Source organism: Simiduia litorea, from assembly GCF_042853465.1.
GTDB classification, from domain to species: Bacteria; Pseudomonadota; Gammaproteobacteria; order Pseudomonadales; family Cellvibrionaceae; genus Simiduia; species Simiduia litorea.
In genome coordinates this window covers 14,554-38,200 of the sequence record NZ_AP031497.1, presented here as the reverse complement: position 1 = coordinate 38,200, position 23,647 = coordinate 14,554, and the positions used below count along the sequence as shown (strand labels likewise).

Annotated in this window: 24 protein-coding genes; 7 read left to right on the top strand and 17 right to left on the bottom strand. The window is 50.4% G+C overall.

The features are described from left to right. Positions 1 to 137: 137 nt before the first annotated feature. The 6 genes from ACGHTT_RS00175 to ACGHTT_RS00150 form a co-directional block, all read right to left on the bottom strand. The gene (locus ACGHTT_RS00175) at positions 138 to 1,148 is read right to left on the bottom strand and encodes a TIGR01620 family protein (protein WP_390592776.1); all 1,011 of its coding nucleotides are present in this window, start codon (positions 1,146 to 1,148) and stop codon (positions 138 to 140) included. Then, complete coding sequence (locus ACGHTT_RS00170) at positions 1,145 to 2,581, bottom strand: YcjX family protein (protein WP_390592775.1); 1,437 nt, start codon at positions 2,579 to 2,581, stop codon at positions 1,145 to 1,147. Before ACGHTT_RS00170 ends, ACGHTT_RS00175 begins: the two co-directional genes overlap by 4 nt. Positions 2,582 to 2,692: 111 nt before the next feature. Continuing rightward, a complete protein-coding gene (locus ACGHTT_RS00165; RefSeq protein ID WP_390592774.1) occupies positions 2,693 to 3,358 on the bottom strand; it encodes an SCO family protein in 666 nt (221 codons plus the stop codon). Further along, positions 3,355 to 4,269 (bottom strand): heme o synthase, encoded by a 915-nt coding sequence (cyoE, locus tag ACGHTT_RS00160; RefSeq protein WP_390592773.1) that lies wholly within the window; start codon positions 4,267 to 4,269, stop codon positions 3,355 to 3,357. Before cyoE ends, ACGHTT_RS00165 begins: the two co-directional genes overlap by 4 nt. 28 nt (positions 4,270 to 4,297) lie before the next feature. Then, complete coding sequence (locus tag ACGHTT_RS00155; protein WP_390592772.1) at positions 4,298 to 4,894, bottom strand: hypothetical protein; 597 nt, start codon at positions 4,892 to 4,894, stop codon at positions 4,298 to 4,300. A 14-nt stretch (positions 4,895 to 4,908) separates the two neighbouring features. Further along, positions 4,909 to 5,691, bottom strand: coding sequence for an SURF1 family protein (locus ACGHTT_RS00150; protein WP_390592771.1), 783 nt, complete (start codon positions 5,689 to 5,691; stop codon positions 4,909 to 4,911). Between the two features lie 68 nt (positions 5,692 to 5,759). Here ACGHTT_RS00150 and ACGHTT_RS00145 point away from each other — a divergent pair, with 68 nt between their 5' ends. Then, positions 5,760 to 5,990 carry a twin transmembrane helix small protein gene (locus ACGHTT_RS00145; protein ID WP_390592770.1) on the top strand — a complete coding sequence of 77 codons (231 nt, stop codon included), beginning with the start codon at positions 5,760 to 5,762 and terminating at the stop codon, positions 5,988 to 5,990. 18 nt (positions 5,991 to 6,008) lie between these two features. Here ACGHTT_RS00145 and ACGHTT_RS00140 read toward each other — a convergent pair whose 3' ends face one another. The 4 genes from ACGHTT_RS00140 to coxB are packed head-to-tail and all read right to left on the bottom strand — an operon-like array spanning position 6,009 to position 10,244. Further along, positions 6,009 to 6,935, bottom strand: coding sequence for a cytochrome c oxidase subunit 3 (locus ACGHTT_RS00140; protein ID WP_390592769.1), 927 nt, complete (start codon positions 6,933 to 6,935; stop codon positions 6,009 to 6,011). 17 nt (positions 6,936 to 6,952) lie between these two features. Beyond that, positions 6,953 to 7,540 carry a cytochrome c oxidase assembly protein gene (locus ACGHTT_RS00135; RefSeq protein WP_390592768.1) on the bottom strand — a complete coding sequence of 196 codons (588 nt, stop codon included), beginning with the start codon at positions 7,538 to 7,540 and terminating at the stop codon, positions 6,953 to 6,955. A 7-nt stretch (positions 7,541 to 7,547) separates the two neighbouring features. Then, positions 7,548 to 9,098, bottom strand: coding sequence for a cytochrome c oxidase subunit I (gene ctaD / locus ACGHTT_RS00130; protein WP_390592767.1), 1,551 nt, complete (start codon positions 9,096 to 9,098; stop codon positions 7,548 to 7,550). A gap of 12 nt (positions 9,099 to 9,110) precedes the next feature. After that, the gene (coxB, locus tag ACGHTT_RS00125) at positions 9,111 to 10,244 is read right to left on the bottom strand and encodes a cytochrome c oxidase subunit II (RefSeq protein WP_390592766.1); all 1,134 of its coding nucleotides are present in this window, start codon (positions 10,242 to 10,244) and stop codon (positions 9,111 to 9,113) included. A gap of 412 nt (positions 10,245 to 10,656) precedes the next feature. On the opposite strand from coxB, the gene ACGHTT_RS00120 reads away from it, so the two are divergent. Next, positions 10,657 to 11,964, top strand: coding sequence for an MATE family efflux transporter (locus ACGHTT_RS00120; protein WP_390592765.1), 1,308 nt, complete (start codon positions 10,657 to 10,659; stop codon positions 11,962 to 11,964). Positions 11,965 to 12,214: 250 nt separating this feature from the next. Beyond that, positions 12,215 to 12,970: a hypothetical protein gene (locus tag ACGHTT_RS00115; protein WP_390592764.1), complete on the top strand. Its 756-nt coding sequence runs from the start codon at positions 12,215 to 12,217 to the stop codon at positions 12,968 to 12,970. 4 nt (positions 12,971 to 12,974) lie between these two features. On the opposite strand, the gene ACGHTT_RS00110 is transcribed toward ACGHTT_RS00115, so the two are convergent. Next, positions 12,975 to 13,214: a YheV family putative zinc ribbon protein gene (locus tag ACGHTT_RS00110; protein WP_390592763.1), complete on the bottom strand. Its 240-nt coding sequence runs from the start codon at positions 13,212 to 13,214 to the stop codon at positions 12,975 to 12,977. Between the two features lie 2 nt (positions 13,215 to 13,216). Beyond that, a complete protein-coding gene (locus ACGHTT_RS00105; RefSeq protein ID WP_390595092.1) occupies positions 13,217 to 15,259 on the bottom strand; it encodes a M3 family metallopeptidase in 2,043 nt (680 codons plus the stop codon). Positions 15,260 to 15,322: 63 nt separating this feature from the next. Here ACGHTT_RS00105 and ACGHTT_RS00100 point away from each other — a divergent pair, with 63 nt between their 5' ends. Further along, the gene (locus ACGHTT_RS00100; RefSeq protein WP_390592762.1) at positions 15,323 to 15,865 is read left to right on the top strand and encodes a gamma carbonic anhydrase family protein; all 543 of its coding nucleotides are present in this window, start codon (positions 15,323 to 15,325) and stop codon (positions 15,863 to 15,865) included. 21 nt (positions 15,866 to 15,886) lie between these two features. Here the strand turns inward: ACGHTT_RS00100 and aroE are convergent, their stop codons facing one another. The 5 genes from aroE to ACGHTT_RS00075 form a co-directional block, all read right to left on the bottom strand. Continuing rightward, on the bottom strand, positions 15,887 to 16,723 hold the full coding sequence (gene aroE / locus ACGHTT_RS00095) for a shikimate dehydrogenase (RefSeq protein ID WP_390592761.1): 837 nt from the start codon (positions 16,721 to 16,723) through the stop codon (positions 15,887 to 15,889). Further along, complete coding sequence (gene hemF / locus ACGHTT_RS00090) at positions 16,720 to 17,637, bottom strand: oxygen-dependent coproporphyrinogen oxidase (RefSeq protein ID WP_390592760.1); 918 nt, start codon at positions 17,635 to 17,637, stop codon at positions 16,720 to 16,722. Before hemF ends, aroE begins: the two co-directional genes overlap by 4 nt. Before the next feature lie 27 nt (positions 17,638 to 17,664). Next, positions 17,665 to 18,237 carry an L-threonylcarbamoyladenylate synthase gene (locus ACGHTT_RS00085; RefSeq protein ID WP_390592759.1) on the bottom strand — a complete coding sequence of 191 codons (573 nt, stop codon included), beginning with the start codon at positions 18,235 to 18,237 and terminating at the stop codon, positions 17,665 to 17,667. An 82-nt stretch (positions 18,238 to 18,319) separates the two neighbouring features. Further along, on the bottom strand, positions 18,320 to 19,432 hold the full coding sequence (gene dprA / locus ACGHTT_RS00080) for a DNA-processing protein DprA (protein WP_390592758.1): 1,113 nt from the start codon (positions 19,430 to 19,432) through the stop codon (positions 18,320 to 18,322). A gap of 104 nt (positions 19,433 to 19,536) precedes the next feature. Continuing rightward, the gene (locus tag ACGHTT_RS00075; protein WP_390592757.1) at positions 19,537 to 20,580 is read right to left on the bottom strand and encodes a LysM peptidoglycan-binding domain-containing protein; all 1,044 of its coding nucleotides are present in this window, start codon (positions 20,578 to 20,580) and stop codon (positions 19,537 to 19,539) included. A gap of 275 nt (positions 20,581 to 20,855) precedes the next feature. Here ACGHTT_RS00075 and def point away from each other — a divergent pair, with 275 nt between their 5' ends. Genes def through rsmB form a run of 3 tightly spaced genes read left to right on the top strand, consistent with a single transcriptional unit; the run spans position 20,856 to position 23,633 of the window. Then, positions 20,856 to 21,362, top strand: a complete 507-nt coding sequence (gene def, locus ACGHTT_RS00070; protein ID WP_390592756.1) for a peptide deformylase — start codon at positions 20,856 to 20,858, stop codon at positions 21,360 to 21,362. Positions 21,363 to 21,391: 29 nt separating this feature from the next. Then, a complete protein-coding gene (gene fmt / locus ACGHTT_RS00065; protein WP_390592755.1) occupies positions 21,392 to 22,369 on the top strand; it encodes a methionyl-tRNA formyltransferase in 978 nt (325 codons plus the stop codon). Continuing rightward, positions 22,362 to 23,633 carry a 16S rRNA (cytosine(967)-C(5))-methyltransferase RsmB gene (rsmB, locus tag ACGHTT_RS00060; RefSeq protein ID WP_390592754.1) on the top strand — a complete coding sequence of 424 codons (1,272 nt, stop codon included), beginning with the start codon at positions 22,362 to 22,364 and terminating at the stop codon, positions 23,631 to 23,633. The genes fmt and rsmB overlap by 8 nt, the downstream gene beginning before the upstream one ends. Positions 23,634 to 23,647 lie beyond the last annotated feature (14 nt).

Genomic DNA, 23,647 nt, shown 5'->3' with positions numbered 1-23,647 from the left:
ATGTCTTAATGGCGTCAGTATAGAATCTCTCGCGTAGAAACTTGTGCCTTTAGCCAATCGTTCGACCGCATAATTCGCAAGGTTTGTTCTGATTAAATGTAAAGGCAGGTGGTTTTATTCGCTTTAGACGAACACCCTTAGCCAATCTCATCGGCCTCTAAACGGCTAAAAAGATCTTTAAACACCTTCCCTGGCTTGGGTTTCGTTTGCGCCGAAAAGGCCAGTGGCCGGCATAGCGCCATGGCGGTTACGCCAATGCGGTAGGTGTAGATACCGGCAGAAAAACCCTGCGCAACCCGACCCGATAGTTTACTGATCACTTCATGAGAGAGCGTCTGTCCAGCCACTTCACTGCCTAGCTCAATGGCGCCCATCGCCGCAATTTGGCGATATACGTGCACCAGTAATTGCGCCTCTAGGAACGGGCTTGGCGCTAGGCCATAGGCCTTGGCAACGCGGCCGATAAGGGACATATTTCCAGCCAGCGCCAGCACTAAATCTAACGCGAGAAAAGGACTAGCCGCGACACCAAGCGCCGTGCGACGGGTGGCGCGCACCACGTCGTTAAGTGCGGCCTTATCACAGCGCTGCGCCAACTGGCGGTCCAGGTCACCGAGTTTCTCTTGAATATTTGCGTAGTTACCTAAGCGCGCCAGCTGACTCGAAAACAGCGTTTGGGTCGAAGGCAGTACAGATTCAGTCGCTGCGCGATAGTGCTCATAGTGTTCCTCGGCCTGGCTCGCCATCAATTGGTCGGCCAATAAACGCACGCGCTCTAATGCCGCCACCCGCTTGGCATTGCGCCTTGCTCGCCACAGTTTCGACACCAACCAAATGCTTGGAATGCCGACCAAGGTAGCCGCACCTAAACCCAAGCTCCAATGATAAGACCAGGCACCAGCGACCATAAGCGCAGCCTGTAAGCCAACGAAGCCAGCCACAAACCAAGCCGCGGCCTTGGCAATGCCGGTATATTCCAACCAACCGGTGGCCGCACTTTGTGCCTCCCAAGCCTCGTTCTCCTGCGGCTCTGGTGGGTCCTGTTCAGCTGGCAACACCTGCAATTGCTGTTGCTCGGCGGGGCTCATTGGCTCTAGCCATGGGCTTGATGTCGGCTTATCTGCCGTGGTTGTTTGATTTTTTTTCACGCGTACAAATCTCTTAGCAGGTGCTCGCAGAGCTGCGCCATATTCACATTGGGCCAAGGCTTTAACCGTGGATCTGGCAAGGGGGGTGGCAGCAGCAAGGGCAATTTCCAGCCTTGTAATTTTGCCCAATCCGTATCATTTGGCCAGCCGCGCGGCAGGTTTGGGTGACTCAACCACGCCGCCACCTCACCCTGCTGGACGAACAATGCCGGCTGGTTCTGCCGACTGCCCACCTGGGTGCAGGCAATCGCGGCGAGCTCCAAGTGATCTACCTCGGTCGACTCAAAACGGGCCGACTGGATCGATTCCGCCACCACGGCGCGCATCAACTCCGCGAGGTGACTGCGCTGATTCGGCAAAACACAATCCAATTTACTGGCGACAAAGGTGAGCTGCTCAACCTTCGGTGCCACTAACTTATCCAGCCACCGATTTTTACCATAGCTAAAAAGTTGCAATACGCGGGTCAAGCTACGGCGCAGTTCCTCTAAACTATTTTTACCCTGTTCCAGAGAGCCGAGTAGATCCACGAGTACTAATTGGTGATCGACTTGCTCAAACACTTGGGTCAAAAACGGCTTCACATAGCCGACCACATAATGTTGGTAACGGCGTTGCATTTCCGCCGCCCAGCTATTGGGACTGATCACATCAAGCTTGCGTTGATAGCCAGCCAGCAGCGGAATAAACGCGGGTAATTGATGTTTATCCGCCGACGCCAAGGCAAAGCGACCGGGGTTAATAATGTGCAAACCCTCAGATTTGCACTGCATTAAGAATGCGCGGTAACGCTCGAATACCGCATCGAAGCGCTCGGGTTCAAACACCGACAGCGGGTCAATGTCTAATAGCGCTTGATAGAGATCAGGTGCCAGGGTGTTGCGCGGTTCGTTATTAAAATGCACGAAGCAATCGCTGACCCACTGCTCGTAGTTCATACTAGCCAGTGGCAAATCCATCAACCACTCACCGGGGTAATCCCATAGCTCTACTTGGTGACTAACATAGCCCTTACCCGATATATCCTCTAAACGCGATCGAGGTTTAAGGCGGATTTCAATTAGGCAACGGCTTAAATGTTGGGTCGATGCCGGCCATTCACCGGCTTGTAATTTTGCTATATGGGCATCATAGGGATAGTCGTCAATCGTGTGATCGGAACTGATTAGCGCCGCCGATAGCCAACGATTTTGTAAGTCCGGCCATAAATGTTTGGCTTGCTGCACGTCCATGTTGAGCAGTTGATTGACCAAGGATGCCAGCAGAGTCGATTTCCCTGCGCCACTAAACCCGGTGATGGCAATACAACTTCGCTTGCCAATGGCTCGTTTAATGCCGCGCCCGGCTCTATCTTTCAAACTACGAGCGCTGTCCTTGGTTCGCTTAGCACCGGTTCTGATCTGCTGTCGAAGCCGGTCGATGGTGTTACTCATAGGTCAAAAAGCGCTCTCTAAAAATAGGAAGGCAAATTCGATACATGCCCGCACGCAATTTCTTTTCAATAGCGCGAAGTCGTTTTAGCACTCGATGGTAACGCCTAACAACTAGTCGCTGGGAAAGCTATTGCGTATAGAACTGTAGGTTAAGCTCGCATTTTCGGCGTTAAGTGGCGGCTTTATAAAGGCGTGATAATCGCCGCGCGGGTTAATCATGGCAATAATGCCACTGTGATCAACCGTGTAATCATCGCCCTGTACGACTTTGGTGAAGGCAACATTGAGCTGATTGGCAAAGCGCTTAATCGGCAAGAACTCCCCCGTCAGCCCAATGAAATCCGCATTAAAATAAGGGACGTATTGAGCCAAGATTTCGACGCTATCGCGTGCCGGGTCAACCGATACCATAATGATCTGAGTTTGCTGTTGTACCTCTGGGCTCAAGGTTTTATACCAGCTAGACAGGGCTGCCATAGTAGTTGGACAGATATCCGGGCAGTGAGTAAAACCAAAAAAAACAAAACTCCACTTACCTTGAAACCGCGCCTTGGTAAACTCTTCGCCCTTGTGATCCAGCAAAACAAGATCCTTAAAAATTCTCGGCTGCTCAAAAACAATCGTGCCGTGCACCTGCAACTCTAGATTACTCAAGACTCTTGGCGTGGTAATTTTGTTAATAAACAGCAACATAACAACCACGATAAACGCCACAATCACGCCCAAGGTGATGGCAATACCGCGCTTTTGTTGTTCGGTTTTCATCGCCTCAGTCATACCGCCGGCACCCACAAACTCGGGCTGATAAAATAATGATCCAACAGCATAATGAGAAACAGCGCCATTAAATAAATAATTGAATAGCGGAAGGTGTCCATACCGGCAGATTCCCTATCGGTCAGTAACATCACCAAGGCCCAATAGATAAACCCCGCTCCCAGCGTGGCCGCGCCTAACAAATATAGCCAACCCATCATACCTGTGAGGTACGGCAAGGCTGTCACCAGACACAGAATAACGGTGTAAAGAAGGATGTGAATCTTGGTGTAATACTCGCCATGGGTAACCGGTAGCATTGGAATTTCGGCATTGGCGTATTCTTCTTTCCGATGCACAGCTAAGGCCCAAAAGTGCGGCGGGGTCCAGGCGAAAATGATCAATACGAGTAGCAGGCCGCCTGGATCGATGCTGCCAGTCACGGCAGTCCACCCCAACAACGGCGGCGCTGCACCGGCCAAACCACCGATAACAATATTTTGCGGCGTCGCGCGCTTTAAAAACAGTGTGTAGACAACCGCGTAGCCCAGCAGTGATGCCAAGGTTAACCAGGCCGTTAGCGCGTTAATAAACACTAATAAGATAGCCATGCCAGCTAAGCCCGTGGCCAAAGCAAATAACAAAGCGCGCATGGGGTCAATTCGCCCACCAGCCACCGGCCTATTAAAGGTACGAGCCATTTTCTGGTCGATATGACGGTCAACCAAATGATTTACCGTCGCTGCGGATCCGGCGCAAAGCGCAATACCGAGATTGCCAAGAATCAGTATATCGATCGGTACCATGCCTGGCACGGCTAACAACATGCCAATAACAGAGGTTAAGATCATTAGCATGACAACGCGCGGTTTACATAGTTCGTAATAGTCGCGCCAGCTTAATGATTGCATCATTGGCTCTGTGGCTTGCATCTCAATACCTCTATTTGGCTTTATTATTTTAGTGTTCACGGGAAAATTTAAGCATGCGCTTCAGATCTGCAAGCAGATCGTTACCCGTGTGCTGGTCTTGATAATACATCATTAAGAAGCCATCTGGGTCCATCATCAAGTAACGGCCTTGACGGAAATTGGTGGCCGCCAGCAGCGCCTCCCAAGCCTTCTGCTCGACCTTGAGCACGTGGATATTGGCGTGCTCCGCGGCAAGCAGTTGCTCGGTAGCAGCATCTAGATTCGCCACTAAAAATACCCGCTCAACTCGCGTGTATTTTTCATTTAAACGGGTGTGCACTTGTCGAGTGACATAAAGCGCCTCAACACAGCTTTCATCACAGCCAGACATAGCAGGTACGACCAAGCGCCACTTAGGCGGTAGTTGAGCTATTGTGGTCGGCTTTTCATCAATATCCTGCAATGCAAGGCTATCTAATTGAGCCGGTGGGTTTAGTAAAACACCTTTGTTGATGGTGCCTGTTGGTATGCCCAGACCAGTTTCGTAAACAATATAGGCCACAAGCATCGGCACCAAGATAACGCCCATCACCAGCCACTTAGACCATTGAAATTTGCGCGAGTTAGATAATTCTGAATTTGTCATGTGTTAGCTACGTCTTATTTATTCGTTGTCTTTTGTTTTAGCAAGGTTAATAAATTGGTGTTGGCAAAGAGCAACAATATCACCAAAGCCAAGGCCATAGAAAACCATTGGAAAGCGTAGGCCTGATGCTTCATCGGAGAGATATTCACAGTGGGCCAGTTGGTCATCAAGGCACCCTCGCTTTCTGGCGCTAATTGCACCAGGCCACTCAATTTGAAGCCTGAAATGGCACTCAACTTTGCCAGATCTATTTCCGCAATTCGCTCGACAACTTGAGCATCAGGCGACATATTTTTTAGCATGATATTTTTCGACGGCAAGGCGATTTGCCCCGCGATGTTAACGCTACCCGTTAACAACTGGATCTCGGGCGCTACACGTCGATCGAAGGCCGCCTCTATCCAACCTCGGTTTATCAGCAACCAGAAATCCTTAACTTGAGCAACTTGTAGTACTTCATACCCCACGCGGCCACGATGAATACGATTGTCGAGCAACCAATAGATACTCGCGTCAATGTTTGCGTTAAATGTGACTTTGGTGAATGGTGCTAAAGCCTGTACCGCAGATTCCTCAATACCGTTCACACTGATGGGGGCTAGGTTTTGTTGCTGCTTATGTGCATCTAAAAGCCGGGTTTTCTCGTCAGCTCTCTCGAGTTGCCATACACCCAAGGCCAACAACAGGGGAAACAATAACAAGCCTAGCGCTAGCAGCCTGATACTAATGTTGAAGTGCAGTTTTTCTGGGACTGCAGACGAAGCACCGGTGCGGTGTTCGAGTTGCTCGCTTGGCATAGCTACCTCAATTGCCAGCGCCCTTGCAAAGGCGTAAGGTGGCTCCCTAATTATTGAGGAAACGACCTATGTTTTTAAAAATAATCATTGGTGTACTTTTTCTTGCGGTTGTCGCAAGTCTCACAAGCGGCCTAGTATTTTTGCTCAAAGATATGGGCGCAACGGATTCGAAAAGGACACTTTATGCGCTTGGTATTCGAATCACCTTGGCCGCGCTACTGTTACTCACTATTTTTTATGGTTTCTATACCGGCCAATTAGCTAGTACCGCGCCGTGGGAATCGAGAGGCCTGCTATAAGCAGGCCCCTATTTTTTGTTAACCCAACACGTAAACAAAAATAAATAAGCCGACCCAAACCACATCGACAAAGTGCCAATACCAACTGGCAGCTTCAAAACCAAATTGGTCGTCGGACTTAAAGTGCCCTTTAAATACGGAACGCACCCACATAACCAGTAACATAAATGTACCGAGTGTGACGTGGGCACCGTGGAAACCCGTTAACATAAAGAAGGTCGTTCCGTACGCACCTGAAGCTAAGGTTAAGCCCAGCTCTTGGTAGGCGTGGATATATTCCTCAACCTGTAAAATCAAAAAGATAATACCAAGTGTAACGGTGAGCCCAAGCCACCAGTTAAACCCCTTACGGTTATCTTTCTTGATGGCTGAATGGGCGAAATGCACGGTAACTGAAGACGTCAACAGGACGATGGTATTCCACAGCGGTAGCCAACCCCAAACATTTTCTGCCGTTACATTGGAGCCACTCATATTTTGCTCTGGGCCTAAAACAGTTGCACCCGAACCGTTGGCCGCCATATCTGGTGTGGTCATCAAAGGCCAGTGATTCTCGAAGCCATTCCAGAGCAGCTCATTGGTCATGGTATCGTGCGTGCCTTCACCGCCTAACCAAGGGAGCGAAAAATTTCTGATGTAATAAAGTGCACCAAAAAATGCAGCAAAAAACATCAGTTCACTGAAGATGAACCAACCCATGCCCCATACATAGGATTTTTTTAATTGAACGGAGTTCATGCCATTCATATTTTCTTCGATAACGGTACCAAACCAATTCCACAACACTACCGCCATGACAAAGCCACCGGCCATGAAAATCATGGGGCCGTTGTCGTTGCCATTCATCCAATTAGCGGCACCAAATACCGTTAAGAAAAGTCCCAGACTGGCAAATATCGGTAATTTGCTTTGCTCTGGAACGTAGTAAGTTCCTTCTGTTGCCATGTTGCTACCCCGCGTTTTTATGGAGTTGTTAGGGTGGTACCCACACTGCTGCTCGCTACCTGTTGTGCACCAACGGCATCGGTAATATCAAACAGCGTGTAAGACAAAGTAATCGTATTTACTTGCTTAGGTACATCGAGATCGACAATAAATTGCAGACCTAATTCAGCGCTTTCTCCAGCTTTTAACGGCTGGTTATTAAAGCAAAAACATTCTGTTTTATGAAAATACTGTGCCGCTTTAAACGGCACCAAGCTCGGTACTGCCTGTGCCACCATATCTTTGCCGGTAGGGTTAACCGCGTGATAAATCACATCCACCGCCTGCCCCGGGTGCACCTTAATACTTTGTACGCCAGGCTTAAAAAGCCAGGGCATGGCTTCATTGTTGGTTGCCACAAACTGAACTGTTATTTCACGGCTTAGATCAACAGTAATTTCTTTCGCTTGGTATTGGCTACCGGTTTTACCGTTAAGGCCGGTAATCTCACAAAACACATCATACAAAGGCGGCATGACGAAAATAGCAAAGCCGAACATGGCAAAACCAAGCGCGATGAGTTTCGCGCTTAATTTTGCATTGGCACTATCCAGATCTTTTGCCACGATCGAATCACTTAACTTCTGGCGGTGTAGAGAAAGTGTGATAAGGCGCCGGCGATGGCACCGTCCACTCCAGGCCATGCGAGCCTTCCCAGACGCGATCAGTCGCTTTCTTACCGGACACAATGGCCGCGACAATGTTGTACAAGAATAGAATTTGGGCGGCACCAAATAGGAATGCGCCTATTGATGAAATCATATTCCAGTCGGCAAACATTAAATTGTAATCGGGAATACGGCGCGGCATACCTGCCAAGCCAGCGAAATGCATCGGGAAGAAGGTTAGGTTCAAGCCAATAAACGCCAGCCAGAAATGGGTTTTACCCATGATCTCGTTGTACATCTTGCCCGACCATTTAGGCAGCCAGTAATACACCGCCGCGGTGATCGAGAAAATAGCGCCCGGCACCAACACATAGTGGAAATGCGCCACCACAAAATAGGTGTCGTGATATTGGAAATCCGCCGGCGCAATGGCCAACATCAAACCCGAAAAACCACCGATGGTGAACAGAATCACAAAGGCCACACTGAATAACATAGGCGTTTCAAAGGTCATAGAGCCCTTGAACATGGTTGTCACCCAGTTAAAGACTTTCACACCCGTGGGCACGGCAATCAGCATTGTGGCGTACATGAAAAACAATTCACCGGCGATCGGCATACCCACGGTAAACATGTGGTGAGCCCAAACGATGAAGCTTAAAAACGCAATCGATGCGGTGGCGTATACCATGGATGCGTAACCAAACAGCGGCTTGCGCGCGAAGGTTGGAATAATCGCACTCACCACGCCGAAGGCTGGCAAAATCATGATATACACTTCTGGATGTCCAAAGAACCAGAACACATGCTGAAACAATACAGGGTCGCCACCGCCAGCGGCGGAGAAGAAGCTGGTGCCGAAGTGAATGTCCATCAACATCATGGTGACAACACCGGCTAACACTGGCATCACTGCAATCAATAGGTAAGCCGTAATTAACCAGGTCCATACGAACAACGGCATTTTCATTAAAGTCATGCCAGGGGCACGCATGTTCAAAATGGTGGCGATAATATTAATCGCGCCCATGATGGAGCTGGCGCCCATGATATGCACGGCGAAAATGAAGAAGGTTACGCTGGGTGGTGCGTAAGTGGTTGATAAGGGTGCGTAGAATGTCCAGCCAAAGTTAGGTGCCCCACCTTCCATAAACAACGTGGACGCCAACATGGTGAAGGCAAAGGGGAGAATCCAAAAAGACCAGTTGTTCATTCGCGGCAGCGCCATATCTGGCGCACCGATCATCATAGGAACCATCCAGTTTGCCAAACCTACGAAGGCCGGCATGACCGCACCAAATACCATCACCAATCCGTGCATGGTGGTCATCTGGTTAAAAAATTCTGGCTCAACAATTTGCAAGCCAGGCTCGAAAAGCTCTGCGCGAATAACTAGGGCGAATACGCCGCCGAGTAAAAACATCGCAAAACTGAACCACAAGTACATGCTACCGATGTCTTTATGGTTGGTGGTGTAAAACCACCGAGTAATACCTTTAGCAGGGCCGTGTGCCATGTGTTGCTCCCCTTATGAACCTTGCTTGAAATTCACAATGTCGATTGGCTGCACCTGTGAACCGGTGTTGTTGCCAAACGCATTACGCTGAAAGGTGATAACTGCCGCGGCTTCCACCGGGGTTAGTTGTTCACCAAAGGGAGGCATACCTTTCCCGCCGTTAATCACGCGATCTAAGTGAGCACGCATGTCGCCATTGGCTATGGGGCTGCCAACAATGGCAGGGAAAACACCCGCAATACCCTTACCATCGGGTTGATGGCAAGCAGCACATTGCTTTTGATAAACCGCTTCGCCTTGGGCATAGAGTTCATCAAAGGTGAGGGTTTGTTTTGCCGCTTCGGCAATGGCCGCTGACGCTTCGCGCTTTTTGGCCATCCAAGCATCAAACTCTTCTTGCGGCACAGCACGCACGACGATTGGCATAAAGCCATGATCCTTGCCACAGAGTTCAGCACATTGACCGCGGTATATTCCCGGCTCGTCAATAAAAGTCCACGACTCATTAACAAACCCTGGGATGGCGTCTTTCTTCACAGCTAAGTCAGGCACCCACCAAGCGTGAATGACATCATTAGCCGTAATGAGGAAGCGCACCTTCTTCTTTATCGGAATCACTAACTCATGATCCACTTCTAACAGATAGTTAGGGCCTTTTGGCGCTAGGTTCCTGATCTGATCAGAGGGGGTGGATAGCGAAGAGAAGAAACTGACGTCTTCATTAAGATATTCGTATTTCCATTTCCACTGATAGCCGGTTACCACAACATCTAAGTCGGGCTCGCTGGTGTCATAGACTTTGATCAGTGTTTTTGTGGCAGGTATCACCATAATCACCAAAATGATGATTGGCACCACAGTCCACAAGACCTCAAGAAATAAACTTTCGTGGAAGTTGGACGCTTTCGCGCCGTTGGCTTTGCGATGCACGATCATGGTGTAGAACATCACACCAAAAACCAGAACACCGATGGCCACACACCACCAGAAGATATCCATATGTAAACCATAGATTTCTTGGCTTACAGCGGTAACCCCCTGGGTCATGTTGACCCCCCAACGCTCGACTTCGTCTGCCAAGGTAATTTGGCTAAATAACGAAAAGCCAAGCAACCAAGCAAAACTGCTCTTTGCTTGTTTCAGCATGCCCATTGTCTCCGTGTAGCTAGTTATGCTTTTTATGACTACTTAACGGATGAACCCAGCGTAAAGGCGGTAACCTAAAAGGTTGCCACTGCCGGTAACAACGGTAAACTTTAAAATAGCTCGGCCGAAACCGAGATCCTGCGTATCTTTTTCGGACTTGTTTATCACAAGCACGCGTACAACAAAGCCGTCACACTGATACCAGCTAGTGCGATCTGCGCTTTCATTTGAGGCGATACCAGGCACTTTTCAGTCAACCGAGGGTTACATCCAACAAACTGCGGCAAATCGTCGCATTCATATGCGGCTCTAAGAAGGCCATAAGCGAGTAAAAAAATCAACAAATTTATTAAGTTACGTTCTCTTTTTAAGGGTAATCAAAGGCCACTGACGGCACTTGCGGGGCACGGTCTTGCGCCCTAACACCCGAGCCTTACAACAAAAAATCTGGCAGCTGGCTTGGCCGCTCATGCTTTCGAACATCACGCAACCGCTGTTAGGGCTGGTTGATACTGCCTTGCTAGGTCACTTACCCAGTCAAGTCTATATCGGCGCCTGTGCGCTCGGCGCAAGCATCCTCACACTGGTATTTTGGGGTTTTGGCTTTTTGCGCATGGGAACGACGAGTCAAGTCGCGCAGGCACTCGGCGAAGACAATGCCGCCGCGGGTGAAAAGGCATTCGCACAAAATTGCCTGCTAGCCTTGTGTTTAGCCTTAATAATCATGATGTTAGGTCCTTCACTACTGCCAATTGTGATTACCACCATGAGCGCTAGCGCCGAGGTCTCAAACCTCGCTCTCAACTATAGCCAAACGCGGCTTTGGTCAGCGCCAGCGACCCTGCTCAACTATGCGTTTCTCGGTTGGTTTATTGGCCGACAACTGACCAAGTTGCCCTTGATCGTTTTATTAATGACCAATGCCGCCAACATTGGCTTTGATTTACTGTTTATCACTTATTGGGACTTTCGTAGCCAAGGTGCCGCTTGGGCCTCGGTATTGAGCGAATATTTGGGTCTAGTTGTCGCCCTCGCGCTGTATTTACACCATAAACCTAAGCTAAGCCTCAGGCTCATCAGAAAACAGCCTAATGATTGGCGATCGGTATTAACGCTAAACCAACACTTATTTGTTCGCACCTGCTGCTTGATGTTTGTACTGCTGTTTTTTACCAGCCAAGGCGCACAGTTTAGCGATACGGTGCTGGCTACTAACGCCATACTACTGCAACTGGTGCACCTTGCCTCCTACGCCTTAGATGGACTGGCGCACGCCGCCGAGGCGCTAACTGGGCAGGCCAAAGGGCAAAAGCGCGCTGACAAGCTGTGGCAGCTGTTGCTTAACACCAGTTATACATCTGCTTTTGTCGCCATTGGTATCGGCGTATGTTTTTGGCTCTCGAAATCGAACTTGATACCACTTTTTAGCGATATTGAGGTGGTTAGCCGAACCGTAGAAAACTATTTCTTTTGGTGCGCCATCCTGCCAGCGGTTTCTGTTGGTGCCTATGTTCTGGATGGTTACTGTATTGGCGCCGGTGAAACAAAGGCAATGCGCAACAGTCTATTGTTCTCCTGCCTTGTGGTCTTTCTGCCCCTATGGTGGATTACCTCGCCACTGGGCAATCACGGCCTTTGGTTAGCTTTTACCTTATTCAACCTAACGCGGGGCCTAACCCTTGCTTACCTAGTTATCCCACCACTTCGATCTCAATTATGATGACATTAGAATGACTCGTTCTTAGCAATCTGTTTTGCTCTGCTAGAGTTTCCACTGTAATCGGCAAATCGATTTTAAATTCGAACATATGTGCAGAAACAACATCTTTGTATTTGATGTGTTGCAAAGAGCACTACCTATTTTTTCATTTGCTACTAATATGTGAAGGCTATGGGTTTTCATGGTTTGGGCGGTATTAGCCCAATAGATATACGATTGTAAATTTAACAATTACCGGTAAGGGGTTAGGGTGTTATTTCACAGGCAAAAATCTGATCTCAATGGCTGGCCCGAACAGCTACCCACCGCGGAAGAGCTAACCAGAATAAGAGACATTGTCGCAACGGCTATAGCACAAGAGCGCTCAGAGGGTATCTTTTTGCGTGTCGTAACGGCTAACTTTGGCAAGCTTCATAACGCCATTGCTTTTTTGGGCAACGACGGAAAACCAAATGCATGCCCCGAAGCGCTGTTGGAATTTGTTATGAGTTATATTCGTCACGTTCCTGATTTTATTGACGCCGTTAATAAGATCGGCAAGGAGCATAATATCCAAGATGTCACCACACCTTTTTTGCGCATTGCTCAAGATTTTTTCCTAAGCCCACCTGAGCTTATTGACGGCCATACTGGCATTGCTGCGCTGTTAGACGAAGCTTACTTAGCACATAGAATTATCGAAGAGGTAAACGATCACATTTGTGCGAGATTTGGTATTCCACTGGCGCCAATGGATATGACAAAAGCCAACTTAATTGTTCACAGTCTAATTGGCGAGCCCTTTGCTAACGATCTCGACCACGCGGTGCAGTACTCCATCGAAATGCTGCTCATGCGTGGCTCGACTGTAGACAGACTATTAACCTCTGATGCCTTTCAGCGCTATGTCGGTAAACATCAACTCAGTGGCTGGGACGTGGAAATTGCACAACACCCCTGCTTAATTAACGACCTCTGTATCGACCTAAAATTTGCACAGAAATCAGATGCTTCACATCTGCACTAACGCTTCATTTCTCTATCGGTGGAAATTGCAACACCTGCGTTTCTTGCGCAACTTTTACCTCATCTTGATTAACGCGCGTATCTAATTCTCGCACCGCGGTTTTAAAGCGCATCTCATCTTTAAAACCACATTCTACACACTCGCGAAAATCTAGTTCGCCGTCGCGGTACATCACAATTCGATCCATCGCACTGCAACTTGGGCATACCGCACCGGCAATAAATCGCTTTTTTACACTCGCCATATTTACGCTCTTATTCCACTGTGTCTTAGTAGGGCCTCTACCTGCGGTTCGCGCCCCCGATAGGCTTTAAAAAGCGCTAAGGCATCACGCGAGCCTCCCTGCGACAAAATATTGCGCAAGAATGCCTGCCCCGTCGACTGATTAAAAATGCCTTCCTCTTCAAACTTAGAAAATGCATCAGCAGACAATACCTCGGCCCACTTATAGCTATAGTATCCGGCGCCGTAGCCACCTGAAAAAATATGGCTAAAACTGTGTTGAAAACGATTGAAGTCAGGCGGTATCACCACGCTCACTTGCTCTCGAACCTGATCTAAGCAGGCTTGTACCTCAGCAATATTTTCGACTTTTTCGAGCTGGTGTAAGCGAAAGTCAAACAGCGCAAACTCCAATTGCCGCACCATAAACATGCCCGTATGAAAATGCTTAGCCTTCAACATTTTATCCAACAGCTGACGCGGCAAGGCTGTTCCCGTTTGGTAATGACCAGAAATCAAGCCAATGACTTCGGGCTCCCAGCACCAGTTTTCTAAAAACTGACTAGGGAGCTCCACCGCATCCCAAGGCACACCGTTAATACCCGATACAGCGGCGACATCAATTTCAGTCAACATGTGGTGCAGACCGTGACCAAACTCATGAAACAACGTCGTCACTTCATCGAAGGATAACAGCGAAGGGGTGTCGCCTAGGGGTGGCGTGAAGTTACAGGTTAGGTAGGCGATAGGTAGCTGGATACCATTTTCGGTCGCACGCCTAACGCGACAGTCGTCCATCCATGCGCCACCGCGTTTATCCGAGCGGGCATAGAGATCCAGATAGAAATACGCCAGGGTTTTACCCTGCCTTTTGATTTCAAATACCTCGGCATCTGGGTGCCAAACAGCAATATTTGCGCACTTTTCAACGTGAACATTAAAAAGCTTTTCAACCACTGAATACAGGCCTGTCAGCACTTTTTGCGCCGGAAAATAAGGTTTTAACTCTTCCTGAGATAGCTCGTAGTCACGTTGCTTGAGTTTTTCCGCGGCATAGCTCACATCCCATGCACACAGGTTATCGATGTGCAAATATTGCTGTGCAAATGCCTGTAAATGCTGCCACTCCTGGTGCGCGACGGGCTTAGATTTTTCTGCTAAATCCTCGAGAAAATCTGTCACTCGCGCACTGCTATCGGCCATTTTTTTTGCCAGCGACAGTTCGGCATAATTTTCATAGCCGAGCAACGTCGCCAGCGCGGATCGCAATTGCAAAAGTTCAACGATATGTGCGCTGTTATCTCTTTCCCTTGGCCCGAACTCCGATGCCCGAGTAGCATAGGCACGATACACGGCCTCTCTAACCGATCTGTCGTCTGCAAACGTCATTGCCGCTAAATAGGCGGGAAAATCCAACGTAATTGCCCAGCCGTCTAAGCCTTTGCGCTCGGCGGCTTGGCGGGCTTGAGCTTTGGCATTACCGGGCAGGCCTGCCAACTGTTTTTCATCGGTAACGTGCAAATGCCAACCTTGCGTTGCATCCAAAACATTATTGGAAAACTGGTTACTCAATTCGCTTAGGCGCTTTTTAATCGCTTTAAATTGCGCCTGTTGCTCGGGCGCTAAGGCAATACCCGCCAAGGTAAAATCTCTTAACGCGAGCTCAACTGCGCGTTTTTGAGCCTGACTAAAGTCGGAAAATTCGGGCGATGCCTGAATTTGGCTATAGAGTTCATACAACCCTTGGTGCTGCCCCATATCGGAGCCGTACTGGGTTAACTCGGCCAAACTGGCCTCGTACACCTTGCGCAAGGCTTCGCTGTTCTGCACGGCATTTAAATGGCCAATGGGCGACCAAAGGCGCGAAAGCCGGTCGTCAATAGCTTCCAATTCCCGCAACACTTCTACTGCCGGCCTGTTTAGGCCTGCAGCAACCACGGCGTCTATGGCCTCGCGATTTTGTGCAATAACGGTGACGACAGCAGCCTGCGCCTGGGCCGGCGTAAATTCGTTAAAGGGTGGGAAATAGGGGTCGAGTAACAGTGAGTTTGTCGCGAGCTGGGTCATCGGGTTACCGCTGGTGGGAGTGACAAGGTAAAATACCATTTTACCCTACTTTGGCAGCAATCGATGAACCCTATCAGGCCCTTTCAGCAACACACACCCAAACTCGATCCCAGCGTTTTTGTCGACCCAAGCTCAGTCATCATTGGCGATGTTGAGCTCGGCGCGGACAGCTCGGTATGGCCAATGGTGGTCATTCGTGGCGACATGCATCGCATTCGGATTGGCAAGAGAACCAGTGTGCAAGACGGTGCAGTTTTACATATTACCCACGCCGGCCCCTTTAACGCCGACGGCTGGCCGTTGACCATCGGCGACGATGTCACCATTGGCCACGGTGCCATGTTGCACGGCTGCACCTTAGGTAATCGTATTTTAGTAGGCATTGGCGCCACCATTTTGGATGGCGCCATCGTCGAAGATGAGGTAGTGATTGGTGCAGGCACCCTAGTACCGCCAGGTAAACGCTTAGCGTCGGGATTTATGTACATGGGCGCACCGGCGCGCCAAGCCCGCCCTTTGTCCGATAAAGAGCGGCAGTTTTTTCAATACTCGGCCAACAACTATGTGAAACTGAAAGACCAGCACATGGAGGCGCTCGGCCAATAAATGGTGAATTCTGGCGTCAAGCTAGGCCTTCAGGTGCTGTCGTAAAGCCGCCATCACAGGCTTAACCTCAGGCATAACACCGTGCCAAAGGCGAAAAGATTCCGCTGCCTGCCCTACGAGCATGCCCAAGCCATCGGCGCGCACGCCCGCGCCAAGCGACTCCGCCCAGCGTAAAAATACCGTGGGTTGGGCACCGTAGGTCATATCGTAACAATGGGTTTCGGGCGCGATCAGGGCCTCGGGTAAGGGGGGCAGATCACCGGCGAGGCTAGCCGAAGTAGCATTGATAATCAGATCAAAATGCCCCGCCGGAAACGCCGGAAGCGCCGCAAACTCAACCACCTCTAATGGCCCGAGGTGAGTAAACACACTGGCCAAAGCCTCGGCCTTGGCCAAGGTACGATTGGCCAGCACTAATTGCGCGGGTCGCTGTTCCAGTAGCAATTGCAAAACACCGCGCACGGCGCCTCCAGCGCCCAATACCAATATATTTTTGCCCTTAAGGGTCCACCCAAGTTGTTGAGTTATATCTGTAACCAGACCATAACCATCGGTGTTATCACCTAAAATGCTGCCATCATCCTGTAAGGCTAAGGTGTTGACCGCGCCCGCCAAGGTCGCTCGCGGGGTTAGCGAATCGGCGAAGTTATAGGCATCCAGCTTAAACGGTGCGGTGACATTCATACCCAAGCCACCGGATCCAAAGAAGCGTTGCGCCTCAATGGCAAATCCATCAACCTCAGGGCAAGCACGCTGATAAGAAATAACCTGCTGGGTCTGCTTGGCAAACTCAGCGTGAATAAACGGTGATTTCGACTGCGCTATAGGGTTGCCCACGACTTGATAGTGTTTGGTCATTTCAACCAATCCCGCGCGTTTAAATAGAACTCCGTTAACTCGGCCTCGGCGCTTTCTGGCTCGGGTTCATAGCCGTATTCCCAGCGCACTAAAGGCGGCAAAGACATCAAAATCGATTCCGTGCGACCACCGGTTTGTAGACCAAACAGCGTGCCGCGATCAAATACCAAATTAAATTCAACATAGCGACCGCGTCGATAAAGCTGAAACTGACGCTGGCGCTCACCGAAGGAGCGCGAGTTTCTGCGCTCGACAATAGGCACATAAGCTTCCAAAAAACTATCGCCCACAGAGCGCATAAAGGCGAAACTCTGATCGAAACCAAGTTCATTGAAGTCATCGAAGAACAACCCGCCCACGCCTCTCGGTTCGTCCCGATGCTTGAGGTAGAAATAGCGGTCACACCAAGCCTTCAAGCGCGGGTATAAATCATCGCCAAAGGGTAAACAAGCGGCTTGAGCCGTGCGATGCCAGTGCTGGCAATCTTCTTCGTTACCGTAATAGGGCGTTAAATCATAGCCACCACCGAACCACCAAACCGGCGCTTCGCCTTCTGCTTCTGCAATAAAGAAGCGGACATTGGCATGACTGGTCGGTACATAGGGGTTTTTCGGGTGAATCACCAGCGATACACCCATGGCCTCAAAGGAGCGGCCGGCGAGCTCGGGCCGAGCGGCGGTGGCCGATGGTGGCAACTGTGTGCCAAACACATGAGAAAAATTGACGCCGGCCTTTTCAAATACGCGACTTTCCGCCAATACCCGCGAGCGGCCTCCGCCGCCCTCTGCCCTCTCCCATGTCTCTTCGGTAAACTCTCCGCCATCAACTTTTTCGAGCCCGGCGCAAATGCTCTCTTGCAAGTCGAGCAAGTAGGCTTTAACGGCATCTTTATCAATTACATCGGCGACAGACATGTTTATTAACCATCCAAGGTTGAGATATTAGGCGGGACGAATTTCGGCACCGGTGATGAGATCGCGAATCACCGAGGGGCGGCCGGGGTTGGTCAGTTCGCCAGGTGCTAGAGCGTCGACATCGGCACCAAAGTAAGCACTTACCTCTGCGGCCGAAAGTGCCGCAGGGGCACCTTGTGGGTTGGCCGAGGTAGAAACTAGGGTCGAATCTAACAGCTGGCAAAGCGCCTGAACAATAGGGTGGGCACTCACCCGCAAAGCCACCTTTTCGTGCTCACCGGTTATCCAGGCCGGCACTTTATTCGCGTGAGGCACCAACCAAGTATTGGGCCCAGGCCAGGTTTCCGACAACAAGCCGAGCTGGTCGCTATCGAGCGTATCCAGCCACGGTATGACTTGATTAATATCGGCCGCAACCAGTATCAAACCCTTTTCAACGGCGCGGTGTTTCAGCTGTAATATACGCGATACGGCTTGTTCATTATTTGGCAAACAACCCAAGCCCCAAACGCCTTCGGTGGGGTAGGCGATCACGCCACCGGCTTTTACAACCGCTACAGCCGTTAAAATTTCTGGGTGGGTCAACCAAGGGTTTGTCATTGCTAAAGCCTGTTATTTTTGCGTCGCGCATTGTCCCACCTACGCTTTGCACAGGCAATTGCCAAGCCGCTCTTGGTTGATTCTAAGTGAAACGTCGTTCAATACCCTGTTCGCAGGAGGCAATAGCGCCAAGCATTTCTAGTTCGCCAAGTGCTTGATGTAGTGCCGCAACACTTAGGCTCGAAAGCGACAATAGCTCTTCGAAGTCGACCCTCTCACGCCCGATCAATTGCAATATTTTCCTCTGCCGAGCCGTCAACGCCGCGACGCTCTGCACCGCCGGTTCCGGCTGCGCAAAAAGCGCCAGCTGCGAGCCGAGTTGTTCGGCAATTTGCTCTGGTTTATCCACCAGCGTTGCACCTTCGCGAATGAGCCAATGGCAGCCCGCGCTCACCTCACTGTAAATTGAGCCAGGGATCACAAAGACTTCTCGGTTTTGCTCCAAAGCCTGGCGTGCGGTGATCAGCGAACCACTCTTGAGCGCCGCCTCTATCACCAAGGTTGCCATGCTCAAACCGCTGATAATTCGGTTGCGGCGGGGAAAATGCCCTGGCTCTGGCTGCACGCCCAAGGCAAACTCCGAAATAATTGCGCCACCCTGTCCAATCATCTCTGCCGCCAAGGCGGTATTTCGTGCGGGATAGATTTTATCTAAGCCGCAACCCAGAACCGCCACTGTTTTGCCCAACCCAGCAAGCGCGCCCAAGTGCGCTTGGGTGTCGATGCCGAGCGCTAAACCGCTAGTAATGCCATAACCGCCAGAGGCTAAGGCCTGAGAAAAATGGTGCGCCGTCTTGAGGCCGGCGGCGGTAGCCTTTCGAGCACCAACCACAGCAATTTGCGGCAAATTAAGAACCAGAGGATCGCCCGCCACATAAAGCAGCAAGGGCCCGCTGGTTTCTTTTAAAAGGGGTGGGTACAGATCGTCTAATATTGTTACCACATGGCGCTTTTCCTGCTCTAACCAACGCGCTAGTGCATCGAGCCTAGCCCCCAGCCAACCTTGGCGATTAGCACGCCACTGGCAAAACAACTGTGCGCCATTCTCGCCTAGACCTTGAATCAATTTAGCTTTCGGCCAATCCAGTAAGTCGACGGGAGACTGTATCAATTGCTCAAGCTTCAACCACGTCTGTGGGCCTAAGCCTGGGAGATGATGTAGGGCGATAAGAATATCGCGCTCGCTGGGCTGCATAGTGTTCATCCTTGAACGACGGTATTAGTGATAGTGCTTCCTGCACTACTAACTCTAGCGCAAAAAAAACCGGCTTTCGCCGGTTTCTCTTTATTTCAGATCTTTTATGGATTAACAACCTTATCGTTAATGGCTAAGGGCCGTTTGGCATCCAAAACAATGGCAAAGCTCATTTTTTCAAACACACGAAACACCATCAGCAGACCGGCTTTCTCATCAGGAAGCTTTACATTCTTACCGGTAATCCGATCCGGCACTATGGGGCCGTCTTTGAGAATAGCTAAAATATCCCCCGCTTTTAGGCTTTCGCGACTGCCGCGATTTATCGCAACCACATTCATGCGGCCTACTTGAGTTACGCCGCCTTCAACGGTCATGATCACACCGTTGATATCTTGATCCGGCGCCTTGGGGTAAAAGGTGCTCTCAACCGCGCGATCCGCGCTAGGTAGCAAACGGTCTTCAATGAGAATTTCCTGGGTAGTGCGAGTCACATTCATGGTGGCTATATCACCATTGATGGCAGCAACACTCGCGGCGCCTACATCCAGCGCTTGATAACCCAAAAACTCACCCGTCACTGGGTCTTTAAAACTCTTACCTTTGCGATAAATACCGTACACAGGTACGTTTTCATCAATTTCACCACGCGCGTACAAGTGATCGCCAGCGCCGGTGATCAAACGCGCATCCTCACCCGCCAATACATAGGGCGCACCCGTGTACTGCTCTGGGCTCACAATGCGACTCCCGGTCAAAAAGGCGTCGATAGCATCCAAAGGAATTGCAGGAATCGCCGCAGCAACGGGCTCATAGCGAATTTTGGGGGAGAGCTTCTCAGTGCCTGGCGACAATTTGGTGGTAGGCACGCCGCGCTCAATCGCCAAGCGAGGCTTGCCGTCCAAATAAACCAAGGTGATTATGTCGCCTGGGTAAATCAAATGCGGGTTATTGATCTGCGGGTTTACCTGCCAGATTTCAGGCCACATCCACGGGTTTTCCAGAAATTTTCCAGAAATATCCCAGAGTGTATCGCCCTCGGTCACCCGATAGCTGTCCGGACGATCGTCGCGAATCTGAACTTCTTCTGCGGTTACTGCCAATGACAACAATAGAGATGCTGCCAGACCCACAAATAGCTTTTTCATAGAAACCTATCCTGTTTCTCATGGCCTTTTGGGGAAATCTCGGCCTTTTTGGAGAATTTAGACGTTATAATAGCGCACCAAAACCAAGTGCCCTGCTGCTGTCAATCCAGCACAGCTTGAGTGACAATGTGCCACCGTTGAATAAAGACTACAACGGCTTTGCATTTTGCCCATGGCAAGATCACTCTGGGCTGCTAAATTTTGGCGTAAATGCTGTTTGATCATAATGTTAGCAGCGACTGTTATCTTTTTACTAGAAGTTTGTCACACCGTTTATGGCTAAGCTCGATATATTAGAATTTCCAGACCCTCGGTTACGCACCCTCGCGCAGCCCGTTACTGAAGTTAACGACGAGGTACGCACGCTTATCGACGATATGTTTGAGACCATGTACGCCTGCCCAGGCATTGGTTTAGCTGCCACACAAATTAATGTTCACAAGCGTATTGTGGTCATCGATATCAGCGAAGAGCAGAACCAACCTATGGTTTTCATCAACCCCACCGTCGATGTTTTAGATCAGGAAACAGGCACCTACGATGAGGGTTGTCTATCGGTTCCTGGGTTTTATGAAAGCGTCGAACGACCGCTACATGTTCGGGTAAAAGCACTTGATCGTGATGGTAAAAGCTTCGAATTAACGCCAGATGGTTTATTGGCCACCTGCATTCAACACGAGCTAGACCACCTGAACGGCAAGCTTTTCGTGGATCACATTTCAAATCTGAAGCGCGATCGCATACGCAAAAAGCTAGAAAAACAGCATCGCCAGCAGGCTTAAGCACGTCAACCAATTTTGAGTTCTCAGCCATGAGCCCCTTGCGCGTTATCTTTGCCGGCACGCCCGAGTTTGCCGCACACCACCTTCAGGCACTACTCGACAGCCGGCACCAAGTGGTGGCCGTTTTTACCCAACCCGATAGACCTGCAGGGCGCGGAAAAAAATTACAGGCAAGCCCAGTAAAAACGCTGGCCTTAAGCCAGAACTTGCCGGTGCACCAGCCAACGCACTTGAAAACACCTGACGACCAAGCGCTGATCGAGCAATACCAGGCCGATGTGATGGTGGTGGTCGCCTATGGCTTACTGCTGCCAAAAGCCGTGTTAGACCTGCCGCGACTTGGCTGTATCAACGTCCACGCCTCACTCTTGCCAAGATGGCGCGGCGCGGCGCCAATACAACGCGCCATTCAAGCTGGTGATAGCGAGACCGGCGTCACCATCATGCAGATGGACGTAGGTTTAGACACCGGTGACATGCTCGCCATCAGCCGCTGCCCTATCGGGCCAACAACGACAGCGGCCGAGCTACACGACACGCTTTGGCCCATCGGTTGCCCCGCCTTAATAGACACACTCGACCAACTAGCCAACAACGCCGTCAAGCCTGTGCCGCAGGACCATGATAAAGCCAACTACGCCCACAAGCTGACTAAAGAAGAGGCACAGATAGACTGGCGCCAACCCGCTGCAAACATAGATCGTCTGATTCGTGCCTTTAACCCCTTCCCGGTGGCATTTACCTTGCTGGGTGAAGAGCGGGTGCGGTTATGGCAGGCATCTTTGATAACGGAAACGGCTGCTGTAGCGCCCGGTACCATCGCACTGGCCGAGCAAAGTGGGAGTAAAAGTCGCCTTGTGGTAGCTTGCGGAGAGGGTCAGTTAGCGCTCACTTCCGTGCAGCTACCCGGAAAGAAAGCATTGGCCATAGCCGATTTGCTCGCCGGCAACCATGCTAAATTTGCCGAGGGAATCCAATTTATCTCTGCTGAGCCGGTCAATGAATAGCCGCGCCGTCGCCGCGCTTTGCCTCGCTGATCTACTAAACAAAGGGCACTCCCTATCGGCACTCTTGCCGGTATACCTCGCCAAAGCTCAGGCCCGCGATAAGGGCCTAGTGCAAGAGTTATGTTTTGGCGCCTGCCGTTGGTTTTACCGCTACAACCCCATAATACAATCGCTGCTTGCCAAGCCCTTTAAACCCAAAGATGCCGATATTCACGCGCTGCTGTTATTAGGCCTTTACCAAATCGAGCAGATGCGCGTACCCGATCACGCCGCCCTCTCCGATACCGTAGAAGCGTGTCGGGATTTAAACAAAGCGTGGGCAACGAAGCTGGTTAATGGCGTATTGCGTAATTTCTTGCGCCAAAAAGATGCATTGCTCGAGACAGCACAAAGCCATCACCCCAAGTGGATTGAAAAGGCGATACACAGACATTGGCCGAATAGCGCTGAAACCATTCTAACCGCCAACAATCAGCACCCGCCTCTATCACTGCGCTTAGCGCCATGGATTGATCGCCAAGCCTACCTCGAACAGCTAGCCGCCATTTCACTGATCGCTAAACCCGGCCAGATGGCCGCCAATAGCATTGAGCTGGAAACCATGGTCGACGTTACCAGCCTACCGGGTTTCAACCAGGGTGATCTCAGTGTGCAAGATGAAGCCGCGCAGCTAGCGGGCGAACTTTTACCGATCATAGACGGCGACAGAGTACTCGATTGCTGTTGTGCGCCCGGCGGTAAAACGCTGCATTTACTGCAGTCAGCAAAAGTCGACCTAGTCGCCATCGATTTAGAAGCTAAACGGTTAACGCGCGTCAGAGAAAACCTGAGCCGCGCCAAGCAACAAGCAACCATTATTTGCGGCGACGCTGCTAAACCAGAAAGCTGGTGGGACAAGACCCCGTTTGATCATATCCTGTTAGACGCACCCTGTTCCGCCACCGGTGTTATTCGCCGCCACCCCGATATCAAGCTACTGCGCAAACCCGCCGATATTGCTAAGCTGGCGAGCTTACAAGCTGACATCCTAGCGGCCAATTGGGCCCTGCTAAAAAAAGGCGGCTATTTACTCTACGCGACTTGTTCGGTTATGCCGGAAGAAAATGTCCAAGTGATCGAAGCGTTTTTGGCGCACACAGCCGACGCAAAAGAAGAAAAAATACATGCCCATTGGGGCATAGAACAAACGGCGGGCCGTCAAATTTTACCGGGCCAACACAACAGCGACGGCTTCTACTATTGTTTGCTGCATAAACAAAAATAAGGGTTTCACGCATC

Excerpts from the sequence above, each read along its gene's own strand:
- ACGHTT_RS00170 (WP_390592775.1), bottom strand. The coding sequence starts at position 2,581 with ATGAGTAACACCATCGACCGGCTTCGACAGCAGATCAGAACCGGTGCT.
- ACGHTT_RS00165 (WP_390592774.1), bottom strand. The coding sequence starts at position 3,358 with ATGACTGAGGCGATGAAAACCGAACAACAAAAGCGCGGTATTGCCATC.
- cyoE (WP_390592773.1), bottom strand. The coding sequence starts at position 4,269 with ATGCAAGCCACAGAGCCAATGATGCAATCATTAAGCTGGCGCGACTAT.
- ACGHTT_RS00155 (WP_390592772.1), bottom strand. The coding sequence starts at position 4,894 with ATGACAAATTCAGAATTATCTAACTCGCGCAAATTTCAATGGTCTAAG.
- ACGHTT_RS00150 (WP_390592771.1), bottom strand. The coding sequence starts at position 5,691 with ATGCCAAGCGAGCAACTCGAACACCGCACCGGTGCTTCGTCTGCAGTC.
- ACGHTT_RS00145 (WP_390592770.1), top strand. The coding sequence starts at position 5,760 with ATGTTTTTAAAAATAATCATTGGTGTACTTTTTCTTGCGGTTGTCGCA.
- ACGHTT_RS00140 (WP_390592769.1), bottom strand. The coding sequence starts at position 6,935 with ATGGCAACAGAAGGAACTTACTACGTTCCAGAGCAAAGCAAATTACCG.
- ctaD (WP_390592767.1), bottom strand. The coding sequence starts at position 9,098 with ATGGCACACGGCCCTGCTAAAGGTATTACTCGGTGGTTTTACACCACC.
- coxB (WP_390592766.1), bottom strand. The coding sequence starts at position 10,244 with ATGCTGAAACAAGCAAAGAGCAGTTTTGCTTGGTTGCTTGGCTTTTCG.
- ACGHTT_RS00110 (WP_390592763.1), bottom strand. The coding sequence starts at position 13,214 with ATGGCGAGTGTAAAAAAGCGATTTATTGCCGGTGCGGTATGCCCAAGT.
- ACGHTT_RS00105 (WP_390595092.1), bottom strand. The coding sequence starts at position 15,259 with ATGACCCAGCTCGCGACAAACTCACTGTTACTCGACCCCTATTTCCCA.
- ACGHTT_RS00100 (WP_390592762.1), top strand. The coding sequence starts at position 15,323 with ATGAACCCTATCAGGCCCTTTCAGCAACACACACCCAAACTCGATCCC.
- aroE (WP_390592761.1), bottom strand. The coding sequence starts at position 16,723 with ATGACCAAACACTATCAAGTCGTGGGCAACCCTATAGCGCAGTCGAAA.
- hemF (WP_390592760.1), bottom strand. The coding sequence starts at position 17,637 with ATGTCTGTCGCCGATGTAATTGATAAAGATGCCGTTAAAGCCTACTTG.
- ACGHTT_RS00085 (WP_390592759.1), bottom strand. The coding sequence starts at position 18,237 with ATGACAAACCCTTGGTTGACCCACCCAGAAATTTTAACGGCTGTAGCG.
- dprA (WP_390592758.1), bottom strand. The coding sequence starts at position 19,432 with ATGCAGCCCAGCGAGCGCGATATTCTTATCGCCCTACATCATCTCCCA.
- ACGHTT_RS00075 (WP_390592757.1), bottom strand. The coding sequence starts at position 20,580 with ATGAAAAAGCTATTTGTGGGTCTGGCAGCATCTCTATTGTTGTCATTG.
- def (WP_390592756.1), top strand. The coding sequence starts at position 20,856 with ATGGCTAAGCTCGATATATTAGAATTTCCAGACCCTCGGTTACGCACC.
- fmt (WP_390592755.1), top strand. The coding sequence starts at position 21,392 with ATGAGCCCCTTGCGCGTTATCTTTGCCGGCACGCCCGAGTTTGCCGCA.
- rsmB (WP_390592754.1), top strand. The coding sequence starts at position 22,362 with ATGAATAGCCGCGCCGTCGCCGCGCTTTGCCTCGCTGATCTACTAAAC.